Consider the following 25,680-nt stretch of genomic DNA (forward strand, 5'->3'; position numbering starts at 1 on the left):
AGGTCTCCCCGCCCGCCGAGCACATCCAGGGCTCGCAGTGGTGGACGTCGTACCAGCCGGTCAGCTACAAGATCGCGGGACGGCTCGGTGACGCCACCGCCTTCCAGAACATGGTCAACACCTGCCACGCGGCCGGTGTGAAGGTCGTCGTCGACACCGTCGTCAACCACATGTCCGCGGGCAGCGGCACCGGTACCGGCGGCTCGTCGTACACGAAGTACACCTACCCCGGCCTGTACTCCTCGGCCGACATGGACGACTGCACCGCCACGATCTCCGACTACACCAACCGGGCCAACGTCCAGAACTGCGAACTCGTCGGCCTCGCCGACCTGGACACCGGCGAGGAGTACGTCCGCGCCACCATCGCCAAGTACATGAACTCCCTGCTCGGCTACGGCGTCGACGGCTTCCGCATCGACGCGGCCAAGCACATCCCGGCCGGCGACCTCGCCAACATCAAGTCGCGCCTGAGCAACAGCTCCGTCTACTGGAAGCAGGAGGTCATCTACGGCAGCGGAGAGGCCGTCCAGCCCACCGAGTACACGGGCAACGGCGATGTGCAGGAGTTCCGCTACGCCTACGACCTCAAGCGCGTCTTCAACAACGAGAACCTCGCCTATCTGAAGAACTACGGCGAGGGCTGGGGCTACCTGAGCAGCTCGGTCGCGGGCGTCTTCGTCGACAACCACGACACCGAGCGCAACGGGTCCACGCTCAACTACAAGGACGGGGCGGACTACACCCTCGCCAACGTCTTCATGCTCGCCCATCCGTACGGCTCCCCGGACATCAACTCCGGCTACGAGTGGTCCGACACGGACGCCGGGCCACCCAACAGCGGTTCCGTGAGCGCCTGTTGGCAGGACGGCTGGAAGTGCCAGCACGCCTGGCCGGAGATCCTGCGCATGGTCGCCTTCCGCAACGCCACCCGCGGGGAGTCCCTCTCCAACTGGTGGGACAACGGCGGCGACGCGATCGCCTTCGGGCGCGGCGCCAAGGGGTACGTCGCCATCAACCACGAGTCGAGCAGCCTGAGTCGCACGTACCAGACCTCGCTGCCCGCCGGGACGTACTGCAACGTGCAGAACAACACGACGGTGACCGTGAACTCCAGCGGCCAGTTCACCGCCACCCTGGGCGCCAACACGGCGCTCGCGATCTACGCGGGCAAGTCGAGCTGCTGAGCCGCTCCCGCCCCCCGGCTACCGCCCCTGTTCCGGCTGTCCGTGCCGGCGCGGGGGCGGTCGTCCGAGTATCTCGGCCGACCGGCCGGACGTCCATGTCGTGCCTCATGCGCTCGTCACCTGCACCGTCCGGCGCTGAAAGTTCTTTCCGGTCGTTTCAGGACTCTTGCTGTAATCCTTACGGCGGCGATACGGTCACGCGGGGTCGGACCCGCAGAGCCGTACATCGCAAGGAGTCCACGTCTGTGATACCGAGATGGCCGGTGCCGGCCAAGCGCCGCACCACGCATGCCGGACGGGTCGCCGCGGTCACCGTGACCGCGCTGGCCGCAGCGCTCGTCCAGCCGCTGTCCGCCCGCGCGGACACCCCGCCGCCACCGCCCTCCGACGCGAAGCTCGCCGCGGAACCGGCCCGGCACGACGCCACCCGTGAGCAGTTCTACTTCGTCCTGCCGGACCGTTTCGCCAACGGCGACACCTCCAACGACCGCGGCGGGCTCACCGGTTCACGGCTGAGCACCGGCTACGACCCCACCGACAAGGGCTTCTACCAGGGCGGCGACCTCAAGGGCCTCACGAAGAAGCTCGACTACATCAAGGGCCTCGGCACCACCTCCATCTGGATGGCCCCGATCTTCAAGAACCGGCCCGTGCAGGGGACGGGGTCCAACGCCTCCGCCGGCTACCACGGTTACTGGATCACCGACTTCACCCAGGTCGACCCGCACTTCGGCACCAACAAGGACCTGGAGACGTTGATCTCCAAGGCCCACGCCAAGGGCATGAAGGTCTTCTTCGACGTCATCACCAACCACACCGCCGACGTCGTCGACTACGAGGAGAAGTCCTACGAGTACCTCTCCAAGGGCGCCTTCCCGTATCTGACGAAGGACGGCGAGCCCTTCGACGACGCGGACCACGCGGCCGGCGACCGGAGGTTCCCGGCGGTCGACGCCGACTCCTTCCCGCGCACACCGACGGTCACCGGCGCGAACGCCAAGGTCCCCTCCTGGCTCAACGACCCGACGATGTACCACAACCGCGGCGACTCGACCTACGCCGGCGAGTCCACGACCTACGGCGACTTCTCCGGCCTCGACGACCTGTGGACCGAGCGCCCCGAGGTCGTCTCCGGGATGGAGAAGATCTACCAGCGCTGGGTCAGGGACTTCGACATCGACGGCTTCCGGATCGACACCGTGAAGCACGTGAACATGGAGTTCTGGACCCAGTGGGCCACGGCCCTCGACGCCTACGCGGCCAAGCAGGGCCGCAAGGACTTCTTCATGTTCGGCGAGGTCTACTCCGCCGACACGGCGGTCACCTCGCCGTACGTCACCCAGGGCCGCCTCGACGCCACGCTGGACTTCCCCTTCCAGGAGGCCGCACGGCAGTACGCCTCCCAGGGCGGAAGCGCACAGAAGCTCGGCGCCGTCTTCGGGGACGACTACAAGTACACGACCGACAAGGCCAACGCCTACGAGCAGGTCACCTTCCTCGGCAACCACGACATGGGCCGCGTCGGGTACTTCCTGAACCAGGACAACCCGAAGGCCACCGACGCCGAACTGCTCGCCAAGGACAGGCTCGCCAACGAGCTGATGTTCCTCAGCCGCGGCAACCCCGTCGTCTACTACGGCGACGAACAGGGCTTCACCGGCGCGGGCGGCGACAAGGACGCCCGCCAGACGATGTTCGCGTCCAGGACCGCGGACTACCTCGACGACGACGAGATCGGCACCGATCGCACCCACGCGAGCGACGCGTACGACACGAGCGCCCCGCTGTACCGCCAGATCGCCGCACTCGCCAAGCTCCGCAAGGCGAACCCGGCGTTGACGGACGGCGTCCAGGAGGAGCGGTACGCGGCCGACGGGGCCGGGGTCTACGCCTTCTCCCGCACCGACGCGAAGACCGGCCAGGAGTACGTGATCGCCTTCAACAACGCGGGCGAGGCCAAGTCGGCGACGTTCGCGACCGGTGCGGCGAACATGGCGTTCAAGGGGATCCACGGCACCGACGTCACGACGAAGACCGACGCCGACAAGAAGATCACCGTCACCGTCCCCGCCGGCTCGGCGATCGTCCTCAAGGCGGCCGGCAAGCCCGCCAAGCCCGCCGCCAAGCCGACGCTCACCCTCAAGGCCCCGGCCGCCGGTGCCACCGGCACCGTCGAGCTCACCGCCGACGTGGACGGCGGACAGCTCGACCGGGTCGTCTTCGCCGCTCAGGTCGGCGGCGGCACATGGCGGACGCTCGGCTCCGCCGACCACGCCCCGTACAAGGTCACACAGACCGTGGGCAAGGCCGTGCCGGCCGGAACAGCCCTGCGCTACAAGGCGGTTGTCATCGACTCGACGGGACGCACCGCTTCGGCGACGGCGGAGTCCGTCACCGGCACCCCGCCCGCCGAGGAGATCCCCACCGTCTCCTCCCGCGACTACGCGGTCGTCCACTACCAGCGCACCGACGGCGACTACGCCGACTGGGGCCTGTACGCCTGGGGCGACCTCGCCGACGGCGAGTCCACCACCTGGCCGGACAGCCATCCCTTCGTCGGCCGGGACGCGTACGGCGCCTTCGCCTACGTCAAGCTGAAGCCCGGTGCCTCGAACGTCGGCTTCCTCGTCATCGACAAGGACGGCACCAAGGACGTCTCCACCGACCGCACGATCGACGTCACCAAGACCGGTGAGATCTGGATCGAGCAGGGCAAGGACACCGTACGGACGGAGCGGCCCGACTACCCGGCGCAGGACAGGACCAAGGCGGTCGTCCACTACCACCGCGCCGACGGCGACTACGACGGCTGGGGTCTGCACGTCTGGACGGGCGCCGCGAACCCCACCGACTGGTCGAAGCCGCTGACGCCGGTGCGGACGGACGCCTACGGCGCGGTCTACGAGGTACCTCTCAACGACGGTGCCACAAGCCTCAGTTACATCATCCACAAGGGCGACCAGAAGGACCTGCCCACCGATCAGTCCCTGGACCTCACGGCCAACGGCCACGAGGTGTGGCTGCTGAACGGCCAGGAGAAGTACCTCCTCCCGCAGCCCGCCGGGTCCGCGGCCGCGCTCGACCTGACCACCTCCAAGGCGGTCTGGATCGACCGGGACACCGTCGCCTGGAACGGCTCCGAGGCTGCCGCCTCCACCCAGCTGCTGTACTCCCACGACGGTTCGATCGCCGTCCAGGGCGGTGCGCTGACCAGCGACGACGAGCGGTGGCTGCGGCTCACCAAGACCGCCCTCACCGACACCCAGAAGGCCAGGTTCCCGCATCTGAAGGACTACACGGCCTGGTCCGTGGACCCGCGTGACCGCGACCGCGTACGCCAGGCCCTCGGGGGCCAGCTCGTCGCCTCCCAACGGGCCGCGAACGGAGCCGTGCTGGCGGCCACCGGCGTGCAGATCGCGGGCGTCCTCGACGACCTGTACCCGAAGGCGACGAAGGCCGACCTCGGGCCGACGTTCAGCAAGGGACGCCCCACGCTCTCGGTCTGGGCGCCGACCGCGCAGTCGGTGAAGCTCGAACTCGGCGGCTCCACGGTCGCCATGAAGCGCGACGCCGGCACCGGCGTCTGGTCCGTCACCGGTCCGGGGTCCTGGAAGGGCAAGCCCTACCGGTACGTGGTCAAGGTCTGGGCACCCAGCGTCGGGAAGGTCGTCACCAACAAGGTCACCGACCCCTACGCGGTCGCCCTGACCACCGACTCCGAGCGCAGCCTCGTCGTCGACCTGGACGACCGGTCCCTCGCCCCGCGCGGCTGGACCACGTACACCAAGCCCAAGGCCGTTCCGCTCAAGGACGCCGAGATCCAGGAACTCCACATCCGGGACTTCTCGGTGGCGGACAAGACCGTGCCCGCGAAGGACCAGGGCACCTATCTCGCCTTCACCGACAAGAACAGCGACGGCTCGAAGCACCTGAAGGAGCTCGCCGAGGCGGGGACGAGCTACGTCCACCTGCTGCCCGCCTTCGACCTCGCCACCGTCCCCGAACGCCGCCAGGACCAGGCGACCCCCGCCTGCGACCTCGCCTCCTACCCGGCCGACTCCGACCAGCAGCAGGAGTGCGTCGCGAAGACCGCCGCGAAGGACGCCTACAACTGGGGCTACGACCCGTACCACTACACCGTCCCGGAGGGCTCGTACGCGAGCGACCCGGACGGCACCGGCCGTACGGTCGAGTTCCGGAAGATGGTCAGGTCCCTCAACGACGACGGCCTCAGGGTCGTCATGGACGTCGTCTACAACCACACCGCGGCGAGCGGGCAGGCGGCCACGAGCGTGCTCGACCGGATCGTGCCCGGCTACTACCAGCGGCTTCTCGCCGACGGCTCGGTCGCCAACAGCACCTGCTGTGCCAACACCGCGACCGAGAACGCGATGATGGGCAAGCTGGTCGTCGACTCGATCGTCACCTGGGCCAGGGAGTACAAGGTCGACGGCTTCCGCTTCGACCTCATGGGCCACCACCCCAAGGCCAACATCCTGGCCGTGCGCAAGGCCCTCGACGCGCTGACCCTCACGAAGGACGGCGTCGACGGCAAGAAGATCATCCTCTACGGCGAGGGCTGGAACTTCGGCGAGGTCGCCGACGACGCCCGCTTCGTGCAGGCCACGCAGAAGAACATGGCCGGGACCGGGATCGCGACCTTCTCCGACCGCGCCCGTGACGCCGTACGCGGCGGCGGCCCCTTCGACGAGGACCCCGGGGTCCAGGGCTTCGCGTCCGGGCTGTACACCGATCCCAACGGGTCCGCCTCGAACGGAACCGAGGCGGAACAGAAGACCCGCCTGCTCCACTACCAGGACCTCATCAAGGTGGGTCTCTCCGGCAACCTCGCGAAGTACCGTTTCACCGACAGCGACGGCAAGGAGGTCACCGGCGACCAGGTCGACTACAACGGGCAGCCCGCCGGATACGCGGACGCGCCCGGCGACGCCCTCGCCTACGCCGACGCGCACGACAACGAGTCACTGTTCGACGCGCTGACGTACAAGCTGCCCGCCGGCACCAGCGCCTCCGACCGGGCCCGGATGCAGGTCCTCGCCCTGGCCACCGCCGCCCTCTCGCAGGGCCCGGCGCTCTCCCAGGCGGGCACCGACCTGCTGCGCTCCAAGTCCCTGGACCGCAACTCCTTCGACAGCGGCGACTGGTTCAACGCGATCCACTGGAACTGCCAGGACGGCAACGGCTTCGGCCGCGGACTGCCCATGGCGGCCGACAACGCCTCCAAGTGGCCGTACGCCAAGCCGCTGCTGAGCTCCGTGAAGGTCGGCTGCGCGCAGATCGAGGGGGCGTCGGCCGCGTACCGCGACCTGCTGAGGATCCGTACGACGGAGAAGGCGTTCTCGCTCGGCACGGCGGACCAGGTGCAGTCGCGGCTGTCCTTCCCGCTCTCCGGCAAGGACGAGACGCCCGGTGTGATCACGATGGAGCTCGGTGACCTCGTCGTCGTCTTCAACGCGACGCCGAAGGCGCAGAGCCAGCGGGTCGACGCCCTCGCCGGCAGCGACTACCGTCTGCACCCCGTGCAGCAGGCAGGGGCGGACTCTACCGTCAAGGCGGCGACGTACGAGAAGGAATCCGGTACGTTCGCCGTTCCGGCCCGGACCGTGGCTGTTTTCCTCCGCCATCCGTAGCCGAACGCATTACCTTGGTGGAGCAGACCCCGAACCCCGGTCTGCTCCACCGGTGTTGCCCGAGGGGTGACAGATGGACGCACAACGCAAGCTGACCGGCACGACCGTGATGGTCGTGGACGACATGGAGGCCAGCCGGTACGCCGTGGGCACCGTGCTGAGCCGCGCGGGGCACCGGGTCGTCCCGGTCGCCACCGGCGGCGAGGCCCTCGCCGAACTCGACACCCGGCTGCTCAAGGGCACCCTGCCGGACGTGGCGCTGGTCGACGTGGGGCTGCCCGACATGAGCGGCTTCGACCTGTGCCGGCTCTTCAAGGAACGCCCGCACACGGCCGCGATGCCCGTCGTGCACTTCTCCGCCGCGGCCGCGCCCCCGGCCGCCTTCTGCCAGGGGCTGGACGCGGGCGTCGAGGCCTATCTGCAGGTGCCCGCCGAGCCCCTGGAGATCGAGGCGGTGGTCCGGGCCGCGGTACGCAACGCGCAACTGCGGGCCGGTGACCGGGCACTCGTACGGCGGCTCACCCTGCTGTCCGAGACGATCGTCACCATCCAGTCCGCACGCACCCTCCAGGAACTGTCCGACGCGGCCGCCGAGGGGGTCTCGCGGCTCACCGGAACCCCGGCCGCGGTCTTCGTCCTCGACCAGGACGACCAGCTCTACCGCGGGCTGTCCCGCGACCGCATCCCGGTCGCGCTGCCCGACGAGGGCGCCGACCGGGCCGTCAGCCGGCTGCTGCGCCGGCTGACCCAGGGGCAGGCCGGAGTGCAGCTCACCACCGTGCCGGCGCCGCTGTGGCCCGCCGGGTTCTTCCGGCCCGGTGTCCAGCACGACGCCCGCCTCGCGCTCGTCGTCAGCCAGGAGGGCCGGGCCCCGGTGTGCCTGGCCGCGCCCGCGCGCGGGATGCGCAGGGTGGGCCTGGAGGGCGAGGCCCTGCTGGCCCAGCTGGCCCAGGCCACCGCGCTGGCCGCCGAGCCGCTGCTCATGTACAAGGTCGAGCGGCATGTCGCCCTCACCCTCCAGCACAGCTTCCTGCCCCAGCCGCACCGGCTGCCCGACCTGCCGGGCATCGACGTCGTGGTCCGCTACGTCCCCGCCTCCCGGCAGACCGAGATCGGCGGCGACTTCTACGCCGCGCTGCGCGTGGACGAGGGGGTGCTGACCGCGGTCGGCGATGTCGTCGGGCACTCGCTGGACGCGGCCACCGTCATGGTCGAACTCCGGCACGCGCTGCGCGCCTACGCGGTCGACGAGAGCGATCCGGCCGTGCTCGCCGAGCGCCTGGACCGGACCCTGCGGCGCTACCACCCCGACACCACGGCCACCGTCTGCCTGGCCCTGATCGACCCGGAGACCGGGCGCACCCGGATCGCCAACGCCGGTCACATCCCGCCGCTGATCGTCCGTGACACCGGCACCGCCGACTACGCCGAGGCGTCCGGCCCGCTGCTCGGGATCGGCCTGCCCCATCCGCCGGCCACCGAGCTGTTCCTCCAGCCCACCGACCGGCTCCTCATGGTCACCGACGGCCTCATCGAGACCCGGGGCACCGACCTCACGGCCTCCCTGGAACACCTGCGCGCGGCCTCCTCGGGCGCCCTGCCCGGACTGGACGCGCTGTGCGACACCCTCCTGGACACCTTCGGCCACGACCGGGAGGACGACATCGCCATGCTGGCGCTGAGGCTAGGGTGACGTGTGTCGCCCTAGAACAGGAGTGCCCATGCCGCAGATCACCGTCGAACACTCCCCGCATCTCGACCATGTCCACTGGGAGGAGTTCGCCCTGGCGCTCCACCCGGTCGTCGTCGAGACGGCGGCCGCCAAGCTCGAGGCGTGCAAGACCCGGGTCCTGCGCACTGAGGACGAGGCGGTCGGCGGTGAGACCAGGAACCACGCGATCGTGCACGTCACGCTCGCCCTGCTCGCCGGACGGTCCGAGGAGACCAAGGCGAAGCTCACCGAGGCCGTCGTGGAACTCCTGCGCAAGCACGTCGGACCCGAGGACGGCCTCACCGTGCACCTCTCCGCCGAGGTACGCGACCTGGACGCCTCCTACACAAAGGCCGTGCTCTAGGACGCCAGTGCGATCAGCCGGGTGGCGAGGTCGGTGAACGGGCCGTCGTGCGGCTCGTCCTTCAGCATGTGCCGCAGCAGCGCGGTCATCTCCTCGTCGTAGGCCGCGCTCACCGCGGCCAGTGCGGCGAAGTCGTGCACGAGCTGGATCTCCAGCTCGGCACGCGGGACACGGCGGCCGTCCAGCCAGATCAGGGCCGTCGACTCGACGAGCGAGATCCAGGAGCGGATGAGCAGTTCCAGTCGTGCGGGCGGGTCCGTCACCCGCAGATGCGACAGGATCTGCTCGTAGGCGACCTGTCGTACGGAGTCGATGAGCGCGTTCGTCGCCGAGGAGCCTACGGCGGGCCCGCCGCGCATCAACGCCGAGAAGCCCGGCCCGTGTTCGTCCACGAAGTCGAAGAACCGGCGCATCACCCGCAGCAGCCGGCCGCCCAGCGAACCCTGCTGCGGCTCCTCGAAGCGGCTCGCGAGATCCTCCGCCGCCCGCTTCAACGCGGCCTCGTACAGGCTGAGTTTGCCGGGGAAGTAGTGGTAGACGAGCGGTCGTGAGATACCGGCCGCCGCGGCTATCTCGTCGATGGAGACCTCGTCGGGCGAGCGGCGGGCGAACAGTTCGAGGGCGACGCCGATCAACTGCTGACGCCGTTCCTCGACTCCCATTCTTCGACGGACCCCGGTTGTCATACGAACACCTTACCGATCGAATCCGGCCCGGAACGGTCCGGTCCGGACGGCGGTGTTCCTCGGTCGGGCACCGGCCCGCTACCGGAGCCCGCTGACCGCCCGCCCGTCCTCCAGGGTCCCCTTCAGTTCGGCCTGGGCTCCCTGCCGCGTCTTCACGGCCAGCAGATCGCCCTGCGCGGAACCCGTCACCCCGCCGGTCGCGCTGATCGACGAGGTCCCGCGGCTCCCCGCCGCCAGCAGGTACCAGGAACCGGTCCCGGACTTCCACAGCACCCCGGCCAGCACCTGCGGATCCTTCGCCCCGCAGGCCGGCACGTTCTCGGCCTTCGCCGCGACCGCCCCGTACGCCGAGCCGGGCGTGTGGAACTGGGCCAGCACCCGCTCGCCGCCGCCCTGCCAGGTCTCGGCACGGGTGCACACCCAGTCGGCCGTGCCGCTCGTGTCGGGCAGCGGCTGCGAGGCGTACACCCAGGTGTTCACACTGCGCACGCCCGAGGAGCGCATCGTCCCGAGCGAGCAGGCGTACGGCGCCCAGGCGCGCAATGCCCCCGGCCCGGACGCGTCCTTCGCCGACCCGGGGCGGCCGGTGGTGAGCCGGGCCGGCACCAGCTCGCCGAGGTCGGTCAGCAGCCGGGTGCCGGCGGCGTCCGTCAGCTGGAGCACGTTCCAGGAGGTGCAGGCGCCGGTCTGGGCCGGGCCGGCCATCGGCGCGGTGGTGCCGTCCGTCAGCGTGAGATCCATGGCGCCGGCGCCCGGCTTCAGCAGGTCCCGCTCGGCGGCCTTCGTCACCCAAGGGGCCGTCAGATAGCGGATGTTGCCGTCGGAGCGGCCCAGCACGACCGCGCCCGCCCCGGCCCGGTCCGCGCCGTCGACCCGGGCGAAGTCGAGGGCGGCGCCCTCGGTGCCGTCCCGCGGCTCGGCGTAGCGGACGACGCGCAGACCGTCGTAGAGGAGCACCACGCGCGCGTTGTCGACGGTCCCGGCGTACAGGAGCTGCGGCGGGCCGGAGGGGCCGCCCGACGGGGTGCCGGGGGTCGCGGAGACCTGGACGCGCTCGCCGGGGCGAGCCCAGACGGCGAGCGCGCGGCGCAGCAGGGCGGTGTCGCCGGTGAGGTCGCCGCGCGCGGGCCACACGGAGAAGTCGGTGCGCGCCGAGGACTCCCACGCGGCGGCCGGGACCTTGAGCAGCAGGGCCGGGTTCAGGGCGGCCTGGGCCGCGGGGTTCTGCGCGTAGGGCGGCGCGGCGGCGCCGTCGGGACCCCAGCCGTCGCCGGGCAGACCGAGCAGCGCCCCGCACACGGCGACTGCCGCCGCGGCGGCGAGCGCGGCCTTCATGTGCTGCCTGCGCCGCATCAGGTCGGTCGGGCGGGCCTGGAGCGAACAGGGGTCGAACTCGGCGGAGCCGAGGAGGGCGTACCCGTCCTCGGTACCGGCGGCCTCGTCGAGCGCCGCGTCCACGTCGGTCACGCCCGCCGCCGCCAGCAGCTCCCGTACGTCACCGTCGGGGAGCTTCTCCAGGCCGCGCAGGACACAGGCGGCGCGGGCCGGGCCGGACAGCGCCGACAGCCGCTGGTCCAGGGCGAGTTCGTCGGCGCCGCCGGAGCGCGGGAAGAGCCTGAGGCCCCACACCTGGGGGAGCAGCGGCGGGAGCTGGGAACGCCGGGGCCGCGCCCGGCGCCTGAGCGGCAGGCCGGCCTCCAGTGCCGTACGCACCACCTGGAGGCGGACGAAGGCGTAGCCGGGGTCGCCCTCGCGGCCCGCCGACTGGGCCGGGATCACGGGCGTCGCCGTCCGGCCCCGCGGCAGGGCACGCTGGGTGAGGGCGTGCGCGGTCAGGACCCGCCGGCCCCGGCCGAGACCCGGCGGCAGCACCAGATAGGCGATCCTGACCAGCCGGGGGTAGTGCTCGACGAGCGCGGCCTCGGCCTGCTCGACATCGACTACGGGGTCCGCGGCGGAGCCGGCGGCGGGTGCGGGGCGCGGGGCGACATCCTGTGACTGCACGTTCAGCAGAACGAGCGAATCGGTGGTTGGTCACCGCCGCCCGGACGAATCAGCCCTCCGGATCGACCAGGGCGCGCGCGTAGTTGGCCATCGACCGCTGGTAGCGCGGCAGATGGGGGGCGAGTGCGCCCAGGACCAGCGAGAGGCCCTCGCGGTCGCGGCCGAGGCCGGACAGGCACAGCGCGAGCGTGGCGCGTACCGCGTCGTCCAACTCGTCGGACGGGGCGTCCAGTTCGGGGGTGAGCAGCTTGACGCCCTCCTCCGCCCGCCCGGTGTTCCGGAGCGAACTGGACAGCTGGATCTTGGCCCGTCGCCCCTTGTAGCCGCTCTCCTCGCTGAGCCCCCTGGCGAGCGCCTCCCGGTACAGCGGGACCGCTTTGTCCGAGTGCCCCGTCGAGTCCCAGGCGCAGGCCTGCTCGAAGGGGCCGAGCGGACTGCCGTCCGGCAGTTCGGCCACGAGCGCGTCGATCACGGCCCGGAACTCGGCCGCCCGTTCCTGCGGATAGTCGTCCAAAGTCGCCCAGGCGGAGACCACGCGCTTTTCCCAGTCCTCGTTCACCGGCACACTTTCGCACAGCCGTACCCGTGGTGACACCAGGATTTGAGCGTCCCGCGCCCCGCAGCCGTATGGGGGGAGACGGACCCCCGCCGGGGCCCGTCCGACGTGACCCCGTGACCGGAGGAACAGATGAGGTTGACCCGACCGATGCTCGCGCTGACCGGCGCGGCCGCGGTGCTGGCGCTGGCGGGCTGCGGATCCGGCGGTGACGCGAAGGCCGCCGCGGTGCCGCAGGCGGCCACCGGCAGCCTGGAGCACCTGGCCGCCGAGGTGAAGTGCACGCCCGACATCCAGATCGACGCCGACGAACTGCGCCAGGCCGTGTGCAAGAAGGCCAAGGACGCCGACGGCAAGTTCATCCTCGCCACCTTCGCCACCGACCGCGGCCAGCGCGAGTGGATCAACGGGGCCAAGGACTACGGCGGCCACTTCCTGGTCGGCCGCAAGTGGGTCGCCGTCGGTGACACCACCCGGACCGTGACGGTGCTGCGCAAGACGCTCGGCGGGGACATCGAGGAGGGCACGGACCACTCGAAGATGGGTGCCACGCATTCGTCCCACTGAGGACGCGGACACGCGAAAGCCGGCGGTGAGAGATTCTCACCGCCGGCTTTCTCAGTGCGTCACTGGCAGTTCTTGCCGGTGTTGATGCAGTTGACCATCTTGTTCATCGTGTTCTGCGAGAAGAAGTTGATGAAGTCGTTGTGGTCGGTGATCGGCTTGTGCAGGTTCTCCGGGAAGGTGTCCACCGCGTAGGGGTTGACGACCGTGCCGTTCTGCAGCTTCGGGGCCGGGACGTTGTAGACGAGCCGGACCTGGAGCTGCGGGATCGCCTTGAAGCCGTTGGCGCAGGTGCCGTCGGCCTGGACGAAGGACACGTGGGTGCGGTGGTTGGCGCTGTCGATGTTCTGACCGTCCCAGCAGCTCTGGAAGTCGGTCGTGCGCACCACCTGGCTGCCCTGCGGGCAGATCGGGTACTTGTCGTGCAGCTGCACCTTGTTCTCGAAGCCGGTGCAGGACCAGTTCACGTTGGCGTTGGCGTTGCCGTTGACGAAGGCCTTGGCATCACCGGTGATGATGCGCAGGGCGGTCGGCATCGCGACGACGTTGCCCTTCTTGTTGCCGACGAACTTGATCTGCGCCTGGGAGGCCTGCAGGATCTTGCCGACGTTGCCTTCCTTGCCACCGCCGTCGTTGTTCTGGTCGAAGTCCTGCGTGCCGTTCTGCAGACGCAGCACCGGCCAGAAGTACGAGGACTTGTCGCCCTGGTTCTGGCAGGTGGTCGAGGCCCCCGCCAGCTCCTGGTCGCTCGCGAAAGCGTCGTTGTTCTGGTTGCCGACGTAGTCGTGCAGGTGGTGGGCACCGTTGGCGACACCGGGAGCCACGATCACGTTGTCCGTGTTGTGGTTCTTGTTCGCGTTGGTGCCGCACTTGGTGGTGAAGGTGCCACGCGAGCCCGAGTTGCCGTTGGCCGGCAGACCGTTCTGGCCCACACCGAGCTGGGCGTTGCCCTGGACCTTGGTGATGTCCACGAAGTCGGCCGCGACCGGGCCGTTGCCGCCCTGTCCGCCGTTGCCCTGCTGCTGGCCACCGTTCTGCTGGCCACCGTTCTGCTGACCGCCGTTCTGCTGGCCGCCGTTGTTCTGCTGACCACCGTTCTGCTGCTGGCCGCCGTTCTGCTGTTGGCCGCCGTTCTGCTGCTGACCGCCGTTGTTCTGGCCGGCGTTCGTCTGCGCGTTCTGCGTGGTGCAGGCCGCCAACTGGCTGAGCGAGGTGTTGAACTGACCCCCGACCCGCTGGATGTCGATGCGGATCCGGTCGATCGTGGCCGCCCGCTTCTCCTTCAGGGGACCGACGATGGCGTTCTGGACGAAGCCCGAGTCACCCGCCTGGGCCTGCCGCGTCGAGGCGAGCCTGGCGTAGGCCTCGGTGATCTGCTTGTCCAGGTTGGCCAGCTCCGTGGCCACCCCCTGACGCGCGTTCTGAGGCACGTTCGTCAGCTTCTGACCGACGTCGGGGCACGAGATGGTCGCCACCTGCGCGGCGGCGGCCTTGGTCTGGTTCTGGGACCAGCCGTTGTTGTTGGACTCGTGCGCCGAAGCGTAGAAGTTCGCCCAGATCAGCCCGCCCCCACCGAGCGCTAGGGCCGCCGACGCGGCTATGGCCTTCGTGGCCATCGACGAGCGGCGTTTACGTGTATTGCGTCCCATGGAACTCCTCTGACTTCCTTTTCCGGGCCATCGAGGCGCCCGACAGGAGTGAAGCGGCGCCATCCCATACGCATGGCGTCCCAAGGGTGTTCAGCCGTCCCACAAACAAATCAGAGGTTTGCCGGGAACCGGGACGACAACAGCCGCCTGAACAGCAGGAGTTACAGAGAATGAGGATCTGCTCACCGGCCCCGGTCCAAAAACGCGAGCACCGCCAGCACGCGGCGATTGTCATCGTCCGACACCTCAAGGCCCAGTTTGGCGAAGATGTTGGCGGTGTGCTTGGCGATGGCCCGTTCCGTGACGACGAGCTTGCCGGCGATCGCCGCGTTCGACCGCCCCTGCGCCATCAGTTCGAGGACCTCCCGCTCACGGGGCGTGATCCGGGCGAGCGGCTGGTCGTCGGCCGCCCGCCGGGCCAGCAGCTGCTGGATCACCTGCGGGTCCATCGCCGTACCGCCCGCCGCGACCCGCCGTACGGCGTCCACGAACTGCTCGGCGTCGAACACCCGGTCCTTGAGCAGATACCCGACCCCGCCGCTGCCGTCGGCCAGCAGCTCGCGCGCGTACAGCTGCTCCACGTGCTGCGAGAGCACCAGCACCGGCAGCCCGGGTCTGTCCCGCCGGGCGTTCAGCGCGCACTGGAGCCCCTCGTCGGTGTGCGTCGGCGGCAGCCGTACGTCGACCACCGCTACGTCCGGTTCCAGCTCGGCCAGCGCGCGGGTCAGCTCGGGCCCGCTCTCGACGGCCGCGGCGATCTCGAAGCCGTGCGCCTCGAGGAGTCGTACGAGACCGTCGCGCAGCAGGAAGAGGTCTTCGGCCAGGACTACACGCAAGGGATCTCCATGGTGACCATGGTGGGGCCGCCCGCGGGTGAGCTGACGGCCAGGACGCCGTCGAATGTACCCAGCCGCCGCTCCACCCCGGCCAGCCCCGAACCGGCCGCGACGACCGCGCCGCCCCGGCCGTTGTCGGTGACGGTGATCCGCAGCATTCCCTCGCTGTGGTGAAGGTCGATCCAGATCCGGTCGGCGCCCGAGTGCTTGACCGCGTTGGTGAGCGCCTCGCTGACGGCGAAGTAGGCGGCGGACTCCACAGGAGCGTCCGCCCGGCCCGGCAGGTCCACGATCACCTCAGTCGGGACCGGCATCCTGAGCGCCAACGCCCTTACCGCGTCGCCCAGGCCACGCTCGGCCAGCACCGGCGGATGGATACCGCGCACCAGGTCGCGCAGTTCGGCGAGCGCGTCCACGGAGGACTGACGGGCCTGCGCGAGGAGCCGCTTGGCCTGCGCGGGGTCCTTGTCGAGGAGCACCTCGATGGTGCCGAGGTCCATGCCCATGGCGACCAGACGGGCCTGTGCCCCGTCGTGCAGGTCCCGCTCGATGCGCCGCAGTTCGGCCGCGGAGGTGTCCACGGCGTCCCGTCGGGTCTCGGTGAGGACGCGGACACGTTCGGCCAACTCGCCCTGCCCGGCGCCGAGTACGGTCCGGGTGAGCCGGAAGTGGACGGTCAGCAGCCGCGGCGCGAGCGGGGCCAGGGCCAGCAGGGCGATGCCCAGGGCGCCGGCGGCGAGCGCGGAGCTCTGGTCGGCGACGCGCACGAAGCCGTACCAGTAGCCGCCCGACGCGGCGAGCGGCCGCCACAGGCCCGCCGCGACCGCGAGCCCCTCCAGCGGGTAGAGGACGAACACCGCCGGCAGCAGGGCCGTCACGAACCCCGCCGTCATGTCCACCGGCAGCCACCGCAGATCCCGCCAGGTCGCCGGGTCGCGCAGCAGACCGAAGGTGCGCGTCCAGGGATTGGCGTCCCGCGGAACCGGACGGTACGCCGACGGGATCCGCACCCCGCCCCACTCGGCCGCCAGCACCCGCCGCCAGTCCGCGAACGCCCGCACCCCCGTCAGTACCCACGGGGTGGTGACCAGCCCGATCCCGATCGGTACGAGCGCCAGGGACACCACCGTGAGCACGAAGCCGAGCAGCGCCCCCGGCAGCGTCACCAGCGCCAGCCCGAACCCCCGTACGGCCGCGAGCCCGATGGCCCGCGCCCTCGTACCGATACCGCCGCTCCGCGTCTGCATGCTCATGCCGCCAGTCTGGTCGAGGGGGCGACCGGGGTCACGGGGCCTGACCGCCCGGACCAGGGGTGGTGCCAGGTACACCCTTTGCATACGAGGCACCCGCTCCGCGGACGCCGTGTCGCCCTGTCGACTTTCGCGCCGCTCGTCGCACTCACACCGTGAATCGCGCCACAGCACCACCAGGTAACACGGGGTTCACATTCGAGCAATGACCGGGAAATCGCCTGTTGACAGGCTCGCGGGCACCAGGAGGCGGCGTTTCAGTGCCGCAGCGCCGCAGCACCCGCAGTGCGTAGACACATCCCCGAAGGAAGTGGCCCGTGACCTTCAAGGCTGAGTACATCTGGATCGACGGCACCCAGCCGACGGCCAAGCTCCGTTCCAAGACGAAGATCCTGGCGGACGACGCCAAGGGCGCGGAGCTTGCGATCTGGGGCTTCGACGGGTCCTCCACGAACCAGGCCGAGGGGCACTCCTCGGACCGTGTCCTCAAGCCGGTCTTCTCCTGTCCCGACCCGATCCGCGGCGGCGACGACATCCTCGTCCTGTGCGAGGTCCTCAACATCGACATGACGCCGCACGAGTCCAACACCCGTGCCGCGCTCACCGAGGTCGCCGAGAAGTTCGCCGCCCAGGAGCCGATCTTCGGCATCGAGCAGGAGTACACGTTCTTCAAGGACGGCTACCCCCTCGGCTTCCCCAAGGGCGGCTTCCCGGCCCCGCAGGGCGGCTACTACTGCGGTGTCGGCGCGGACGAGATCTTCGGCCGTGACGTCGTCGAGGCGCACCTGGAGAACTGCCTCAAGGCGGGCCTCGCGATCTCCGGCATCAACGCCGAGGTCATGCCCGGCCAGTGGGAGTTCCAGGTCGGCCCGGTCTCCCCGCTGGAGGTCTCCGACCACCTGTGGGTGGCCCGCTGGCTGCTCTACCGCACCGCCGAGGACTTCGGCGTCTCCGCGACCCTCGACCCCAAGCCGGTCAAGGGCGACTGGAACGGCGCGGGCGCGCACACCAACTTCTCCACCAAGGCGATGCGCGAGGGCTACGACGCGATCATCACCGCGTGCGAGTCCCTCGGCGAGGGCTCCAAGCCCCTCGACCACGTCAAGAACTACGGCGCCGGCATCGACGACCGCCTGACCGGCCTGCACGAGACCGCCCCGTGGAACGAGTACTCCTACGGCGTCTCCAACCGCGGCGCCTCGGTCCGTATCCCGTGGCAGGTCGAGAAGGACGGCAAGGGCTACATCGAGGACCGCCGTCCCAACGCCAACGTGGACCCGTACCTGGTGACCCGTCTGATCGTCGACACCTGCTGCTCCGCGCTGGAGAAGGCCGGACAGGTCTGATCCCCGCCACTGCTCCCGAGGGGCGCCCACCGGCCACGGTGGGCGCCCCTCGGCGCGTTGTCAGTGGTGCCCGGCATGGTGGGGGCATGGACGGCGATCCGGGCAGGGTGATCGAGGTCAGGCCCCTGACCTGGCGCAGACGCCTGGTCGGTTGGGACGGGTCACGCACATTTCACGCCAGGGAAGCGTCCGACCAGTGAGAGGAGGCTCCTGTCGCGGGCCGGTGTCTGCTTCAATGGGTTCATGGCCAGCTTCCAGAAGATCACCGCGACGGGTCGCCATGACCTCGAGCCCTTCTGGCCCTCCCGTCAGCACCACGACTTCGACCGGGTGTGTTGCCGCGCGACGAACGCGCCGGCCCTCTAAAGCCGTACACCCCGGCCTTCGGCCAGCGCGCAGACGTACGTCCTCCGACGACCCTCTCGCGCGAAAGAGCTGACCTCATGGCGACCACTCGTTCCCTCTCCACCGCCACCCTCCCCGCCCCGGCCGAGAACGGCGCACGGCACCGACTCCGAGCCGTCGGCCCGGACGAGGTCCCGTCCGTGGCGGAGTTCCTCCCGCCGGGCGCCACCTGGCTGCCCGCGCCCCAGCACACCCTGCCCACCCTGCCGGGCCAGCCCCCGATGATCGGCTACCTGGTGCTCGTCCCGGCCGACCAGCACCCGCCCTTCCCGCAGGAGCCGAAGACCGCGGACGCCGAAGCCGGCCTCGTGCGGATCGACACCGTGCAGCGCACCGCCGAGGTGAACGGACGCGAACTCGACCTCACCTACCTGGAGTTCGAGCTCCTCGCCCACCTCGTCCAGCATCCCCACCGGGTGCACACCCGCGACCAACTGGTCACCACCGTCTGGGGCTACGGTCACGTGGGCGACGGCCGTACCGTCGACGTCCACATCGCCCGGCTGCGCCGCAAGCTGGGCGCGGACTTCCGGGGCGCGATCCAGACCGTGCGGCGGGTCGGCTACAAGTACACGCCGCCGACCGGCGACTGACCCTCTGCCCACGGCAGATCCGGGTTCCCCCACGGCGCTCGGGCGGGCACAGTCACCGGCATGAGACTTCTTCTGCTGGGTGGCACGGAGTTCGTCGGCCGGGCTGTCGCCGAGGCGGCCCTGGCCCACGGCTGGGACGTGACCGCCTTCCACCGGGGACGGCACGCGCCCGTGCCCGGCGTGCGGTCGCTGCACGGCGACCGCACCGCGCCCGACGGCCTCACCGCCCTGGCCGACGGGGGTCCCTGGGACCTGGTCGTGGACACCTGGTCGGCGGCGCCCCGCGCGGTCCGGGACACGGCACGGCTGCTGCGGGACCGAGCCGACCGGTACGCGTACGTGTCGAGCTGCTCGGTGTACACCTGGCCGCAGCCGGCCGGACACACCGAGGACGCGCCTGTCGTCGAGGGCGCCTCGGCCGACGCGGACGCGACGGACTACGCCCGGGACAAACGCGGCGGTGAACTGGCCGTCCTGGACGCCTTCGGCCCGGACCGCTCCCTCCTGGTACGGGCCGGGCTGATCCTCGGCCCGTACGAGAACATCGGCCGCCTGCCGTGGTGGCTGGGCCGCGTCGCCCGCGGCGGCCGGGTCCTGGCGCCCGGCCCACGGGACCTTCCCCTCCAGTACGTCGACGTCCGCGACCTGGCGCAGTGGGTCCTTGAGGCTTCCGCGGCGGGACGCAGCGGTCCGTACACCCTGGTCGGTCCGCGGGGCCACACCACGATGGGTGAACTCCTCGACGCCTGCGTGACCGTGACCGCTTCGACGGCCGAGCTGTGCTGGACCGACCCGGACACCGTTCTCGCCGCCGGCATCGCCCCCTGGACCGGCCTGCCGGTGTGGGTCCCACCGGACACCGACCTGCACACCACCCTGCACGGCGCGGACACCTCCCGGGCCGCCGCCGCGGGCCTGCGCTGCCGTCCGGTCACCGAGACGGTGGCCGACACCTGGCAGTGGCTTCTGAAGATCGGCGGGGTGGCACCGCAGCGCCCGGACCGGCCGGCGGTGGGCATCGATCCGGACACCGAGGCGAAGGCACTGGCCGCCGGAGCGCACGGCTGAGAAGCAGGAGCCGGTGCGCGCGGGGCCCGGGGCGGCGGAGGTCAGGCCCCCTCGGCCGCCGCCTCCCGCACTCCCGCCAAGAACCCCCGGATCGCCGCCCGTTCCCGCTCGTCGTATCCCCGGAGCAGTTCCACCGCCCGCCCGATCAGCGGTCCGAAGAAGGCCTGGCCCAGTTCCACCGCGCGTTCGTCCACCTCGACGACCACCTTGCGCCGGTCCTGACGCCCCCGCACCCGCCGCACCAGACCGGCCCGCTCCAGCCGGTCGATCAGCGAGGTCGTCCCGGCCGAGTTGAGCCCGAGCTCCGCTCCGAGCCGGCCCGCCGTCATCTCCTCGCCCGCGCGGGAGGCGTCCATGAGGGCGATGAGAGCGCGTACGTCGGTCGGATGCATGGCGTTGCGCTGCGCGAACCGGGCGCTGTGCAGGCCGAGTTCGACGGTCACCGCGCGCAGGAGATGGACGATCTCCACCTCGGGTCCCTGGGACGGCATGTGCACCCTCCGGTTATCATCTCGCTCATCGAGTATCTCGCTGAACGAGATGATACGGGAGGGTCCGATGGCCGGATACGACGGCGGCGCGTTCGAGGCCGCCTACGACCAGGTGCTGACCAGGTGGCCCGCCGACCGGGAGGCGCTGCGCGTGCGCACCCCGTTCGGCACGACCCGCGTCAACGCGTGCGGCCCGGCGGACGCGCCCCCGCTCGTCCTGCTGCCGGGCGGCGGGGGAGCGACCTCCGCGTCCTGGTACGCCCAGGCCGCCCCCCTCGCCCGCACCCGCCGCGTCCTCGCCGTCGACCTGGTCGGCGCCCCGGGCCACAGCGCGCCGGCCACCGACCGTCACCCCCGTACGGTCGCCGACCTGGCCGCCTGGCTCGACGCCCTCCTCGACGGACTCGGCGTCACGCGGGCCGACTTCGGCGGGCACTCCTACGGCGCCTGGATCGCCCTGCATTACGCCCTGCGCGCCCCCGAACGGATGCGCCGCCTGTTCCTCCTGGACCCGACCCAGTGCTTCGCCGGGTTCAAGGCGGCGTATCTGCTGCACGCCCTGCCGATGCTGCTGCGCCCCACGCCCGCCCGGGTGCGGGCCTTCCTGGACTGGGAGACCGGGGGAGCGGCCGCCCTGGACCCCGACTGGCTCCGCCTCCAGGAGGCCGCCGCCGGGTTCCCCGCCGCCGGACCGGTCACCGGTCCACGCCCCGCCCCGGACGCACTGCGCGTCCTGAACGCGCCGGTCCTGCTGCTCGTGGCCGCGAACAGCAGGACCCATGCGTCGTACGAGGTGGCGGCCCAGGCCGGCGAACTGCTGCCGCGGGCGGAGATCGACGTCGTCCCCGGCGTCTCCCACCACGCGCTGCCGCAGTCCGCACCTCCCGAACTGGCCCGCCGCCTCAGCGAGTTCCTAGGTGGTCGCTCCGAATGACCTCACCCCACCTTCTCGATCAGAGCCCGGCGGATGAGGAACTTGCCCGGCTCCCGTACCTGTTCGAAGGCCGCGTTGTTGAGCAGGGCGCAGCTACCCGAGGGCGAAGTGACCTTCACCGTCGTGGACTTGTTGTTGTCCAGGTTGGTGACCTTCAGCTTCGTGCCGATCGGGAACTGGTTGCTGGACGCGGCGGGCGCCCCGGCCTCGCCGGACAGCGTCACGGTCGAGCCGTTGCACACCTGCTGCCCGGACGCGGCGTTCCCCGCGGGGGGAGCCTGGGCGGCGGGCGCGGACGCGGTGGCGGCCTGTGAGGGCTGGCCCGCGGCGGTCTGGGAGCCCTGAGCCGACTCCCCGACCGCACAACCGGACGCCTTCTGCTGCACCTTGATCTGCGCGATCACCGCTTCCCGGTTGGCGATCCGGGCCGCCGACTGGGCGTCGGGGGTGGCGCGTTGCCCCTCGATGAACCGCTGGTTGTTGCCGAGCGCGGTGGCGAGCCCCTGGCAGACCGTGGATTCCGCCGCCGTCTGCGGACTCTGCGCGGCGTTCGAGGTGCCGGCCAGCACGAAGGCCCCACCACCCGCCACCGCCGCCGCGCTCACCAGCAGCGCGACCTTCTTCTTCGTACCGAGTGTTCTCCTGCGCGACATCCGCGCCTCCTGAGAGGTAGGGGAGCGTACGCCGCTATGTACGAGATACCGAACGAGGTTGCTCAGCGATGACAGGAGTCATCAGACGTAACCTGCGTCACACCCCGCTATTTCCTGGCCAGGGCATCCCGTACGGCGTCCTCGCTGCGCCCGACCACCGCGGAGCCGTCGTCCGCCGTGATGATGGGCCGCTGGATCAGCTTCGGGTGCGCGGCGAGCGCGGCGATCCAGCGATCGCGTGAACTGTCGTCCCGGGCCCACTCCTTGAGGCCGAGCTCCTTCGCGGCGGCCTCCTGGGTGCGGGTGATGTCCCAGGGTTCGAGGCCGAGCCGGTCGAGCACCCCACGGATCTCGTCCTCGCTCGGGACGTCCTCCAGGTAGCGGCGGACGGTGTACTCGGCACCCTCCGCGTCGAGCAGGCTGATCGCGCTGCGGCACTTCGAACAGGCCGGATTGATCCAGATCTCCATGCCTCTCACGGTACGCGAAAACCCGTCTTCCACCTGCGTCACAGCACCCCCGAAAGCCCTTGTGGCCAGGGGCTTTTGTCAGTGGCGGGCGGTAGAATAAAACCAGTGTTCGAGGGCGTCGCCGGAGTCCCCGGCGGTCGTCCTTACCGCGACAGGAGGATGCCTGTGCCCGCTGCCGCACTGAAGCCGAAGCCGTTCCCGACCCAGTCCACCGCGAAGCACCCCGTGCTGCTCGACCTGCCGTACACCCCCGTGGAGAAGCGCCCGTTGCCGCCGGGCCGCCCCCGCGAGTGGTACGTCACCCACAACCGCCGCCTCAAGGCGATGCGGCTCGCGATCGCCCTGCTCGACTCCGGCGTCTACGTGCCGAACCAGGCCCGCAACGAGACGATCCGGGACACGGCGGAGACGATCGGTGTCCACCCGCCGTCGGACACCACGTGCCACATGGTGCGGGCGCTGATGCGATACGCGCGGTGAGCCTCGGCGCCGGGCGCCCTCCCCCGTGAGGGGGCGCCCGGCGCCGCGGTCAGCCCGCGGGTTCGGCCAGTTCCTTCTCCAGCGGTGTCCGGAACCGCGGCCGCACCCGGGTCGCCCCGACCCACTCCCGCAGCCGGGCGGCCTCCACCGCGATGGCCGCCTCCGCGTCGCGCCCCACGCCCTCGGTGTCCAGCAACCGCCAGACGATCTCCCCGTCGGGCCGCTGAGCCCAACCACCCACCACCCGTCCGTTCCACCACACCGTCGGCCCCACGTTGCCGCTGCGGTCGAAGAGCGGGGGCCGCAGCGCCGGGGCCAGATACCAGTCCCGCTGCTGCCAGCCCATCGCCGTCGGATCGAGTCCGGGAAGCAACGCCGCCCAGGGCTCCCCGGGTTCCGCGACCGGACCGTCGTCGCCCTCGACGACGTAGGCCCGGCCCTCGTCGACGGAAACCGCGACCGCGCGGACCGCCGTAAGGGCGCGGCGCACGTCGGTCACCTTCCAGCCCGTCCACCACTTCAGGTCCGCCTCCGTGGCCGGCCCGCACACGGCGAGCCAGCGGCGCAGCAACTCCGCCTGGGCCTCGGCCACATCGAGCTCGGGGTGCGGCGGCGCCACCGCCCAGCGGAACTGCGAGGACATCCAGGTGCCGAGCGGCCGCCCGCGGACCACCTTGCCCTCCACGCCGAGCACCCGCAGCAGGCGGCTCGCGACGGTGTGGACGCCCTCGTAGCTCTTCCCGGCCGCGTACGCGAACTGCTCCCGCAGCCGCGGCTCGTCCTCGGCGAGCTCCGTCGCCGTGGCCTGCCCGCGCCGGGCGAGCGCGGCCAGCGCCGACTCCTCGACCTCCTTCAGCCAGGTCGCGTCCGGGGCACCGGCCTTCGCCATGTCCTTGATGAGCGCGGCCCGTTCCCGTGCCGCGACCGTGAGGCCGGTCGAGGCGTGCACGACCGCGGTGAGCTCGGTCGGGAACGCGAACACGGTGTGCCGCATCCCGTGCATCCGCACCAGGGACCGGTCCTCGTACAACGCCCGCTCGGTCTCGGCGACGGTCCGGGAGGGCTCCGTGAGCCGCGCGCCGACCGCCAGATACACGGTCGCGGGGTCGGAGCCGTGCAGTGCCACCAGCGCGTCGGCCACCTCCTCGGGACTTCCCACGCGGGCCGCCCCGGCCAGCTGCTGCCGCAGCCCGAGCCGAGCCCGCCGCTCGCCCACCCCGATGTATCGCACTTCGTCGTCCAGGCCCATACGGCCCATCCTGGCCCAAGGCACTGACAACGCGCCCCGGAGGGCGCGGGGCCGGGCAGGTCACCCGATCGCCGTACCCGGCATGCGCACCGTGCCCCTCCGGCCCTTCACTGCGAGGAGGAGGTGGAGGACACCGGGGACCAGGAGGCGGCCATGACGCACAGGCAGGGCGCATGAACACCCCCGGCACCCCCGCCGGCCGAGCGGAGCACGGCCGGGCCGCCCGCAGACGCGTCCCCCGCTCCGCCCACGCCGGCTGGATCCCCTCCGCCGACCGCCACGACCCCGTCGCCGTACTGGAACGCCAGGGCCGCGACCGCCTCCCGGAACTGCTGCCGATCCGGTACGGCAGGATGTCGTCCTCCCCCCTCGCCTTCCTGCGCGGCGCGACCGCCGTGATGGCCGCCGACCTCGCCGCCCAGCCCCACACCGGCCTCACCGTGCAGCTCTGCGGCGACGCCCATCTGCTCAACTTCGGTCTGTACGCCTCCCCGGAACGCTCCCTCCTGTTCGACGTCAACGACTTCGACGAGACCTTCCCCGGCCCCTTCGAGTGGGACGTCAAACGGCTCGCCGCGAGCGTCGCCGTGGCCGCCCGCGAGAACGGGCACAGCGAGGACAAGGCCCACCGGGCGGCGGGGGAGGCGGTCACCGCGTACCGCGCGGCCATGCACCGGCTGGCCCGCATGGGCGAGCTGGAGGTCTGGCACGCGAGCGTCGACGCCGACAGCCTGCTGCCCCTCGTCCGCTCCGGCCGCCGGCGCGTGGAGTCCAGCCTCACCCGCGCCCGCCGCCGCACCAGCCTCCAGGCCCTCGGCAAGCTCACGGAGGTCGTCGACGGCCGCCGCCGCATCATCCACGACCCGCCGCTCCTCGAACCGGCCGGCGTTCCCGACATGGCCGGCCTGCGCAAGATCTTCTGCGACTACCGCTCCACGCTCTCCGAGGAACGCCGGCTGCTCCTGGACCGGTACCGCTTCGTCGACGCGGCCCGCAAGGTCGTCGGCGTCGGCAGCGTCGGCCTGCGCTGCTTCATCGTGCTGCTGGCCGGACGGGACCTCGACGACCCGCTGTTCCTGCAGATCAAGGAGGCGCGGACGTCCGTCCTGGAGGAACATCTGCCGCACGGCCCCTACGTCCATCCCGGCCGCCGTGTCGTCGTGGGCCAGCGTCTGCTCCAGGCGACGAACGACATCTTCCTGGGCTGGATGAGCGGACCACAGGGGCGGGCCTTCTACTGGCGCCGGCTGCGTGACATGAAGGGGGCCGCGGAGGTCGCCGGCATGTCCCCGGCGGACCTCAGGGCCTATGCCCGCCTGTGCGGCGGCACGCTGGCCCACGCCCACGCACGCTCCGGCGACCGCATCGCCATCGCCGCGTACCTGGGGGGCGCCGACACCTTCGACCGGGCGGTCGCCGACTTCGCGCTCGCCTACGCCGCCCGGACCACGTCCGACCACGCGACCCTGTGCGCCGCCATCGCGGCAGGCGTCGTCAGGGCCGCCCCGGGCGAGTGAGCCCCGGCCTCCCCCT

22 protein-coding genes are annotated in these 25,680 nt (G+C 71.1%); 12 read left to right on the forward strand and 10 right to left on the reverse strand.

What is annotated here, in order from left to right; genetic code table 11:
• The 4 genes from AQI94_RS04690 to AQI94_RS04705 all read left to right on the forward strand — a co-directional run.
• A partial coding sequence (locus AQI94_RS04690) for an alpha-amylase (protein ID WP_062229593.1) occupies window positions 1-1,187 on the forward strand: 1,187 nt, incomplete at its 5' end.
• A gap of 245 nt (window positions 1,188-1,432) precedes the next feature.
• Complete coding sequence (gene pulA, locus AQI94_RS04695; RefSeq protein WP_031040439.1) at window positions 1,433-6,838, forward strand: pullulanase-type alpha-1,6-glucosidase; 5,406 nt, start codon at window positions 1,433-1,435, stop codon at window positions 6,836-6,838.
• Between the two features lie 73 nt (window positions 6,839-6,911).
• A complete protein-coding gene (locus AQI94_RS04700; protein ID WP_031040442.1) occupies window positions 6,912-8,531 on the forward strand; it encodes a SpoIIE family protein phosphatase in 1,620 nt (539 codons plus the stop codon).
• Between the two features lie 28 nt (window positions 8,532-8,559).
• On the forward strand, window positions 8,560-8,913 hold the full coding sequence (locus tag AQI94_RS04705; RefSeq protein WP_031040445.1) for a 5-carboxymethyl-2-hydroxymuconate Delta-isomerase: 354 nt from the start codon (window positions 8,560-8,562) through the stop codon (window positions 8,911-8,913).
• On the opposite strand, the gene AQI94_RS04710 is transcribed toward AQI94_RS04705, so the two are convergent.
• From AQI94_RS04710 to AQI94_RS04720, 3 genes are all read right to left on the reverse strand, one after another.
• A complete protein-coding gene (locus AQI94_RS04710; RefSeq protein WP_078902654.1) occupies window positions 8,910-9,599 on the reverse strand; it encodes a TetR/AcrR family transcriptional regulator in 690 nt (229 codons plus the stop codon). The two genes, AQI94_RS04705 and AQI94_RS04710, sit on opposite strands and share 4 nt — an antisense overlap.
• 78 nt (window positions 9,600-9,677) lie before the next feature.
• Complete coding sequence (locus tag AQI94_RS04715; RefSeq protein WP_031040451.1) at window positions 9,678-11,603, reverse strand: hypothetical protein; 1,926 nt, start codon at window positions 11,601-11,603, stop codon at window positions 9,678-9,680.
• A gap of 49 nt (window positions 11,604-11,652) precedes the next feature.
• Window positions 11,653-12,162, reverse strand: a complete 510-nt coding sequence (locus AQI94_RS04720) for a tetratricopeptide repeat protein (RefSeq protein WP_225890151.1) — start codon at window positions 12,160-12,162, stop codon at window positions 11,653-11,655.
• Between the two features lie 129 nt (window positions 12,163-12,291).
• Between AQI94_RS04720 and AQI94_RS04725 the strand changes: the two genes are divergently transcribed.
• Window positions 12,292-12,726 (forward strand): hypothetical protein, encoded by a 435-nt coding sequence (locus AQI94_RS04725; protein WP_031040457.1) that lies wholly within the window; start codon window positions 12,292-12,294, stop codon window positions 12,724-12,726.
• 59 nt (window positions 12,727-12,785) lie between these two features.
• Here AQI94_RS04725 and AQI94_RS04730 read toward each other — a convergent pair whose 3' ends face one another.
• The 3 genes from AQI94_RS04730 to AQI94_RS04740 all read right to left on the reverse strand — a co-directional run bounded on the left by AQI94_RS04730 (window position 12,786) and on the right by AQI94_RS04740 (window position 16,461).
• Entirely contained in the window at window positions 12,786-14,372 is a 1,587-nt protein-coding gene (locus AQI94_RS04730) for a DUF1996 domain-containing protein (protein ID WP_031040462.1), read from the reverse strand.
• 182 nt (window positions 14,373-14,554) lie between these two features.
• Window positions 14,555-15,208: a response regulator gene (locus AQI94_RS04735; protein WP_031040463.1), complete on the reverse strand. Its 654-nt coding sequence runs from the start codon at window positions 15,206-15,208 to the stop codon at window positions 14,555-14,557.
• Complete coding sequence (locus AQI94_RS04740; protein WP_031040467.1) at window positions 15,199-16,461, reverse strand: sensor histidine kinase; 1,263 nt, start codon at window positions 16,459-16,461, stop codon at window positions 15,199-15,201. The genes AQI94_RS04735 and AQI94_RS04740 overlap by 10 nt, the downstream gene beginning before the upstream one ends.
• 314 nt (window positions 16,462-16,775) lie before the next feature.
• On the opposite strand from AQI94_RS04740, the gene glnII reads away from it, so the two are divergent.
• From glnII to AQI94_RS04755, 4 genes are all read left to right on the forward strand, one after another.
• Window positions 16,776-17,804, forward strand: coding sequence for a glutamine synthetase (gene glnII / locus AQI94_RS04745; RefSeq protein ID WP_031040470.1), 1,029 nt, complete (start codon window positions 16,776-16,778; stop codon window positions 17,802-17,804).
• A 243-nt stretch (window positions 17,805-18,047) separates the two neighbouring features.
• Window positions 18,048-18,170, forward strand: coding sequence for a hypothetical protein (locus AQI94_RS46195; RefSeq protein ID WP_020115901.1), 123 nt, complete (start codon window positions 18,048-18,050; stop codon window positions 18,168-18,170).
• 77 nt (window positions 18,171-18,247) lie between these two features.
• A complete protein-coding gene (locus AQI94_RS04750) occupies window positions 18,248-18,802 on the forward strand; it encodes a winged helix-turn-helix domain-containing protein (RefSeq protein WP_031040473.1) in 555 nt (184 codons plus the stop codon).
• Between the two features lie 60 nt (window positions 18,803-18,862).
• Complete coding sequence (locus AQI94_RS04755) at window positions 18,863-19,870, forward strand: NAD-dependent epimerase/dehydratase family protein (protein WP_031040476.1); 1,008 nt, start codon at window positions 18,863-18,865, stop codon at window positions 19,868-19,870.
• 41 nt (window positions 19,871-19,911) lie between these two features.
• Here AQI94_RS04755 and AQI94_RS04760 read toward each other — a convergent pair whose 3' ends face one another.
• Window positions 19,912-20,361: a MarR family winged helix-turn-helix transcriptional regulator gene (locus AQI94_RS04760; protein ID WP_031040479.1), complete on the reverse strand. Its 450-nt coding sequence runs from the start codon at window positions 20,359-20,361 to the stop codon at window positions 19,912-19,914.
• Between the two features lie 67 nt (window positions 20,362-20,428).
• On the opposite strand from AQI94_RS04760, the gene AQI94_RS04765 reads away from it, so the two are divergent.
• Window positions 20,429-21,295 carry an alpha/beta fold hydrolase gene (locus AQI94_RS04765; protein ID WP_062229594.1) on the forward strand — a complete coding sequence of 289 codons (867 nt, stop codon included), beginning with the start codon at window positions 20,429-20,431 and terminating at the stop codon, window positions 21,293-21,295.
• 2 nt (window positions 21,296-21,297) lie between these two features.
• Here AQI94_RS04765 and AQI94_RS04770 read toward each other — a convergent pair whose 3' ends face one another.
• Window positions 21,298-21,948, reverse strand: coding sequence for an RlpA-like double-psi beta-barrel domain-containing protein (locus AQI94_RS04770; protein ID WP_031048470.1), 651 nt, complete (start codon window positions 21,946-21,948; stop codon window positions 21,298-21,300).
• A gap of 107 nt (window positions 21,949-22,055) precedes the next feature.
• Window positions 22,056-22,418 (reverse strand): arsenate reductase family protein, encoded by a 363-nt coding sequence (locus AQI94_RS04775; RefSeq protein ID WP_031048473.1) that lies wholly within the window; start codon window positions 22,416-22,418, stop codon window positions 22,056-22,058.
• 165 nt (window positions 22,419-22,583) lie between these two features.
• On the opposite strand from AQI94_RS04775, the gene AQI94_RS04780 reads away from it, so the two are divergent.
• Window positions 22,584-22,898 carry a hypothetical protein gene (locus tag AQI94_RS04780; protein WP_031048475.1) on the forward strand — a complete coding sequence of 105 codons (315 nt, stop codon included), beginning with the start codon at window positions 22,584-22,586 and terminating at the stop codon, window positions 22,896-22,898.
• A gap of 49 nt (window positions 22,899-22,947) precedes the next feature.
• Here AQI94_RS04780 and AQI94_RS04785 read toward each other — a convergent pair whose 3' ends face one another.
• Entirely contained in the window at window positions 22,948-24,147 is a 1,200-nt protein-coding gene (locus tag AQI94_RS04785; protein WP_199814340.1) for a winged helix DNA-binding domain-containing protein, read from the reverse strand.
• A 173-nt stretch (window positions 24,148-24,320) separates the two neighbouring features.
• On the opposite strand from AQI94_RS04785, the gene AQI94_RS04790 reads away from it, so the two are divergent.
• Window positions 24,321-25,664: a DUF2252 domain-containing protein gene (locus AQI94_RS04790; RefSeq protein WP_031048482.1), complete on the forward strand. Its 1,344-nt coding sequence runs from the start codon at window positions 24,321-24,323 to the stop codon at window positions 25,662-25,664.
• The last annotated feature ends 16 nt before the right edge of the window (window positions 25,665-25,680 follow it).

It is taken from the genome of Streptomyces pseudovenezuelae (genome assembly GCF_001513955.1).
Taxonomy (GTDB): domain Bacteria; phylum Actinomycetota; class Actinomycetes; order Streptomycetales; family Streptomycetaceae; genus Streptomyces; species Streptomyces pseudovenezuelae.

Bases quoted from the DNA above. Each gene is read 5' to 3' on its own strand.
- AQI94_RS04700 (WP_031040442.1), top strand. From the start codon at position 6,912: ATGGACGCACAACGCAAGCTGACCGGCACGACCGTGATGGTCGTGGAC.
- AQI94_RS04705 (WP_031040445.1), top strand. From the start codon at position 8,560: ATGCCGCAGATCACCGTCGAACACTCCCCGCATCTCGACCATGTCCAC.
- AQI94_RS04710 (WP_078902654.1), bottom strand. From the start codon at position 9,599: ATGACAACCGGGGTCCGTCGAAGAATGGGAGTCGAGGAACGGCGTCAG.
- AQI94_RS04725 (WP_031040457.1), top strand. From the start codon at position 12,292: ATGAGGTTGACCCGACCGATGCTCGCGCTGACCGGCGCGGCCGCGGTG.
- AQI94_RS04730 (WP_031040462.1), bottom strand. From the start codon at position 14,372: ATGGGACGCAATACACGTAAACGCCGCTCGTCGATGGCCACGAAGGCC.
- AQI94_RS04740 (WP_031040467.1), bottom strand. From the start codon at position 16,461: ATGAGCATGCAGACGCGGAGCGGCGGTATCGGTACGAGGGCGCGGGCC.
- AQI94_RS46195 (WP_020115901.1), top strand. From the start codon at position 18,048: ATGGCCAGCTTCCAGAAGATCACCGCGACGGGTCGCCATGACCTCGAG.
- AQI94_RS04750 (WP_031040473.1), top strand. From the start codon at position 18,248: ATGGCGACCACTCGTTCCCTCTCCACCGCCACCCTCCCCGCCCCGGCC.
- AQI94_RS04755 (WP_031040476.1), top strand. From the start codon at position 18,863: ATGAGACTTCTTCTGCTGGGTGGCACGGAGTTCGTCGGCCGGGCTGTC.
- AQI94_RS04760 (WP_031040479.1), bottom strand. From the start codon at position 20,361: ATGCCGTCCCAGGGACCCGAGGTGGAGATCGTCCATCTCCTGCGCGCG.
- AQI94_RS04765 (WP_062229594.1), top strand. From the start codon at position 20,429: ATGGCCGGATACGACGGCGGCGCGTTCGAGGCCGCCTACGACCAGGTG.
- AQI94_RS04770 (WP_031048470.1), bottom strand. From the start codon at position 21,948: ATGTCGCGCAGGAGAACACTCGGTACGAAGAAGAAGGTCGCGCTGCTG.
- AQI94_RS04775 (WP_031048473.1), bottom strand. From the start codon at position 22,418: ATGGAGATCTGGATCAATCCGGCCTGTTCGAAGTGCCGCAGCGCGATC.
- AQI94_RS04785 (WP_199814340.1), bottom strand. From the start codon at position 24,147: ATGGGCCTGGACGACGAAGTGCGATACATCGGGGTGGGCGAGCGGCGG.
- AQI94_RS04790 (WP_031048482.1), top strand. From the start codon at position 24,321: ATGAACACCCCCGGCACCCCCGCCGGCCGAGCGGAGCACGGCCGGGCC.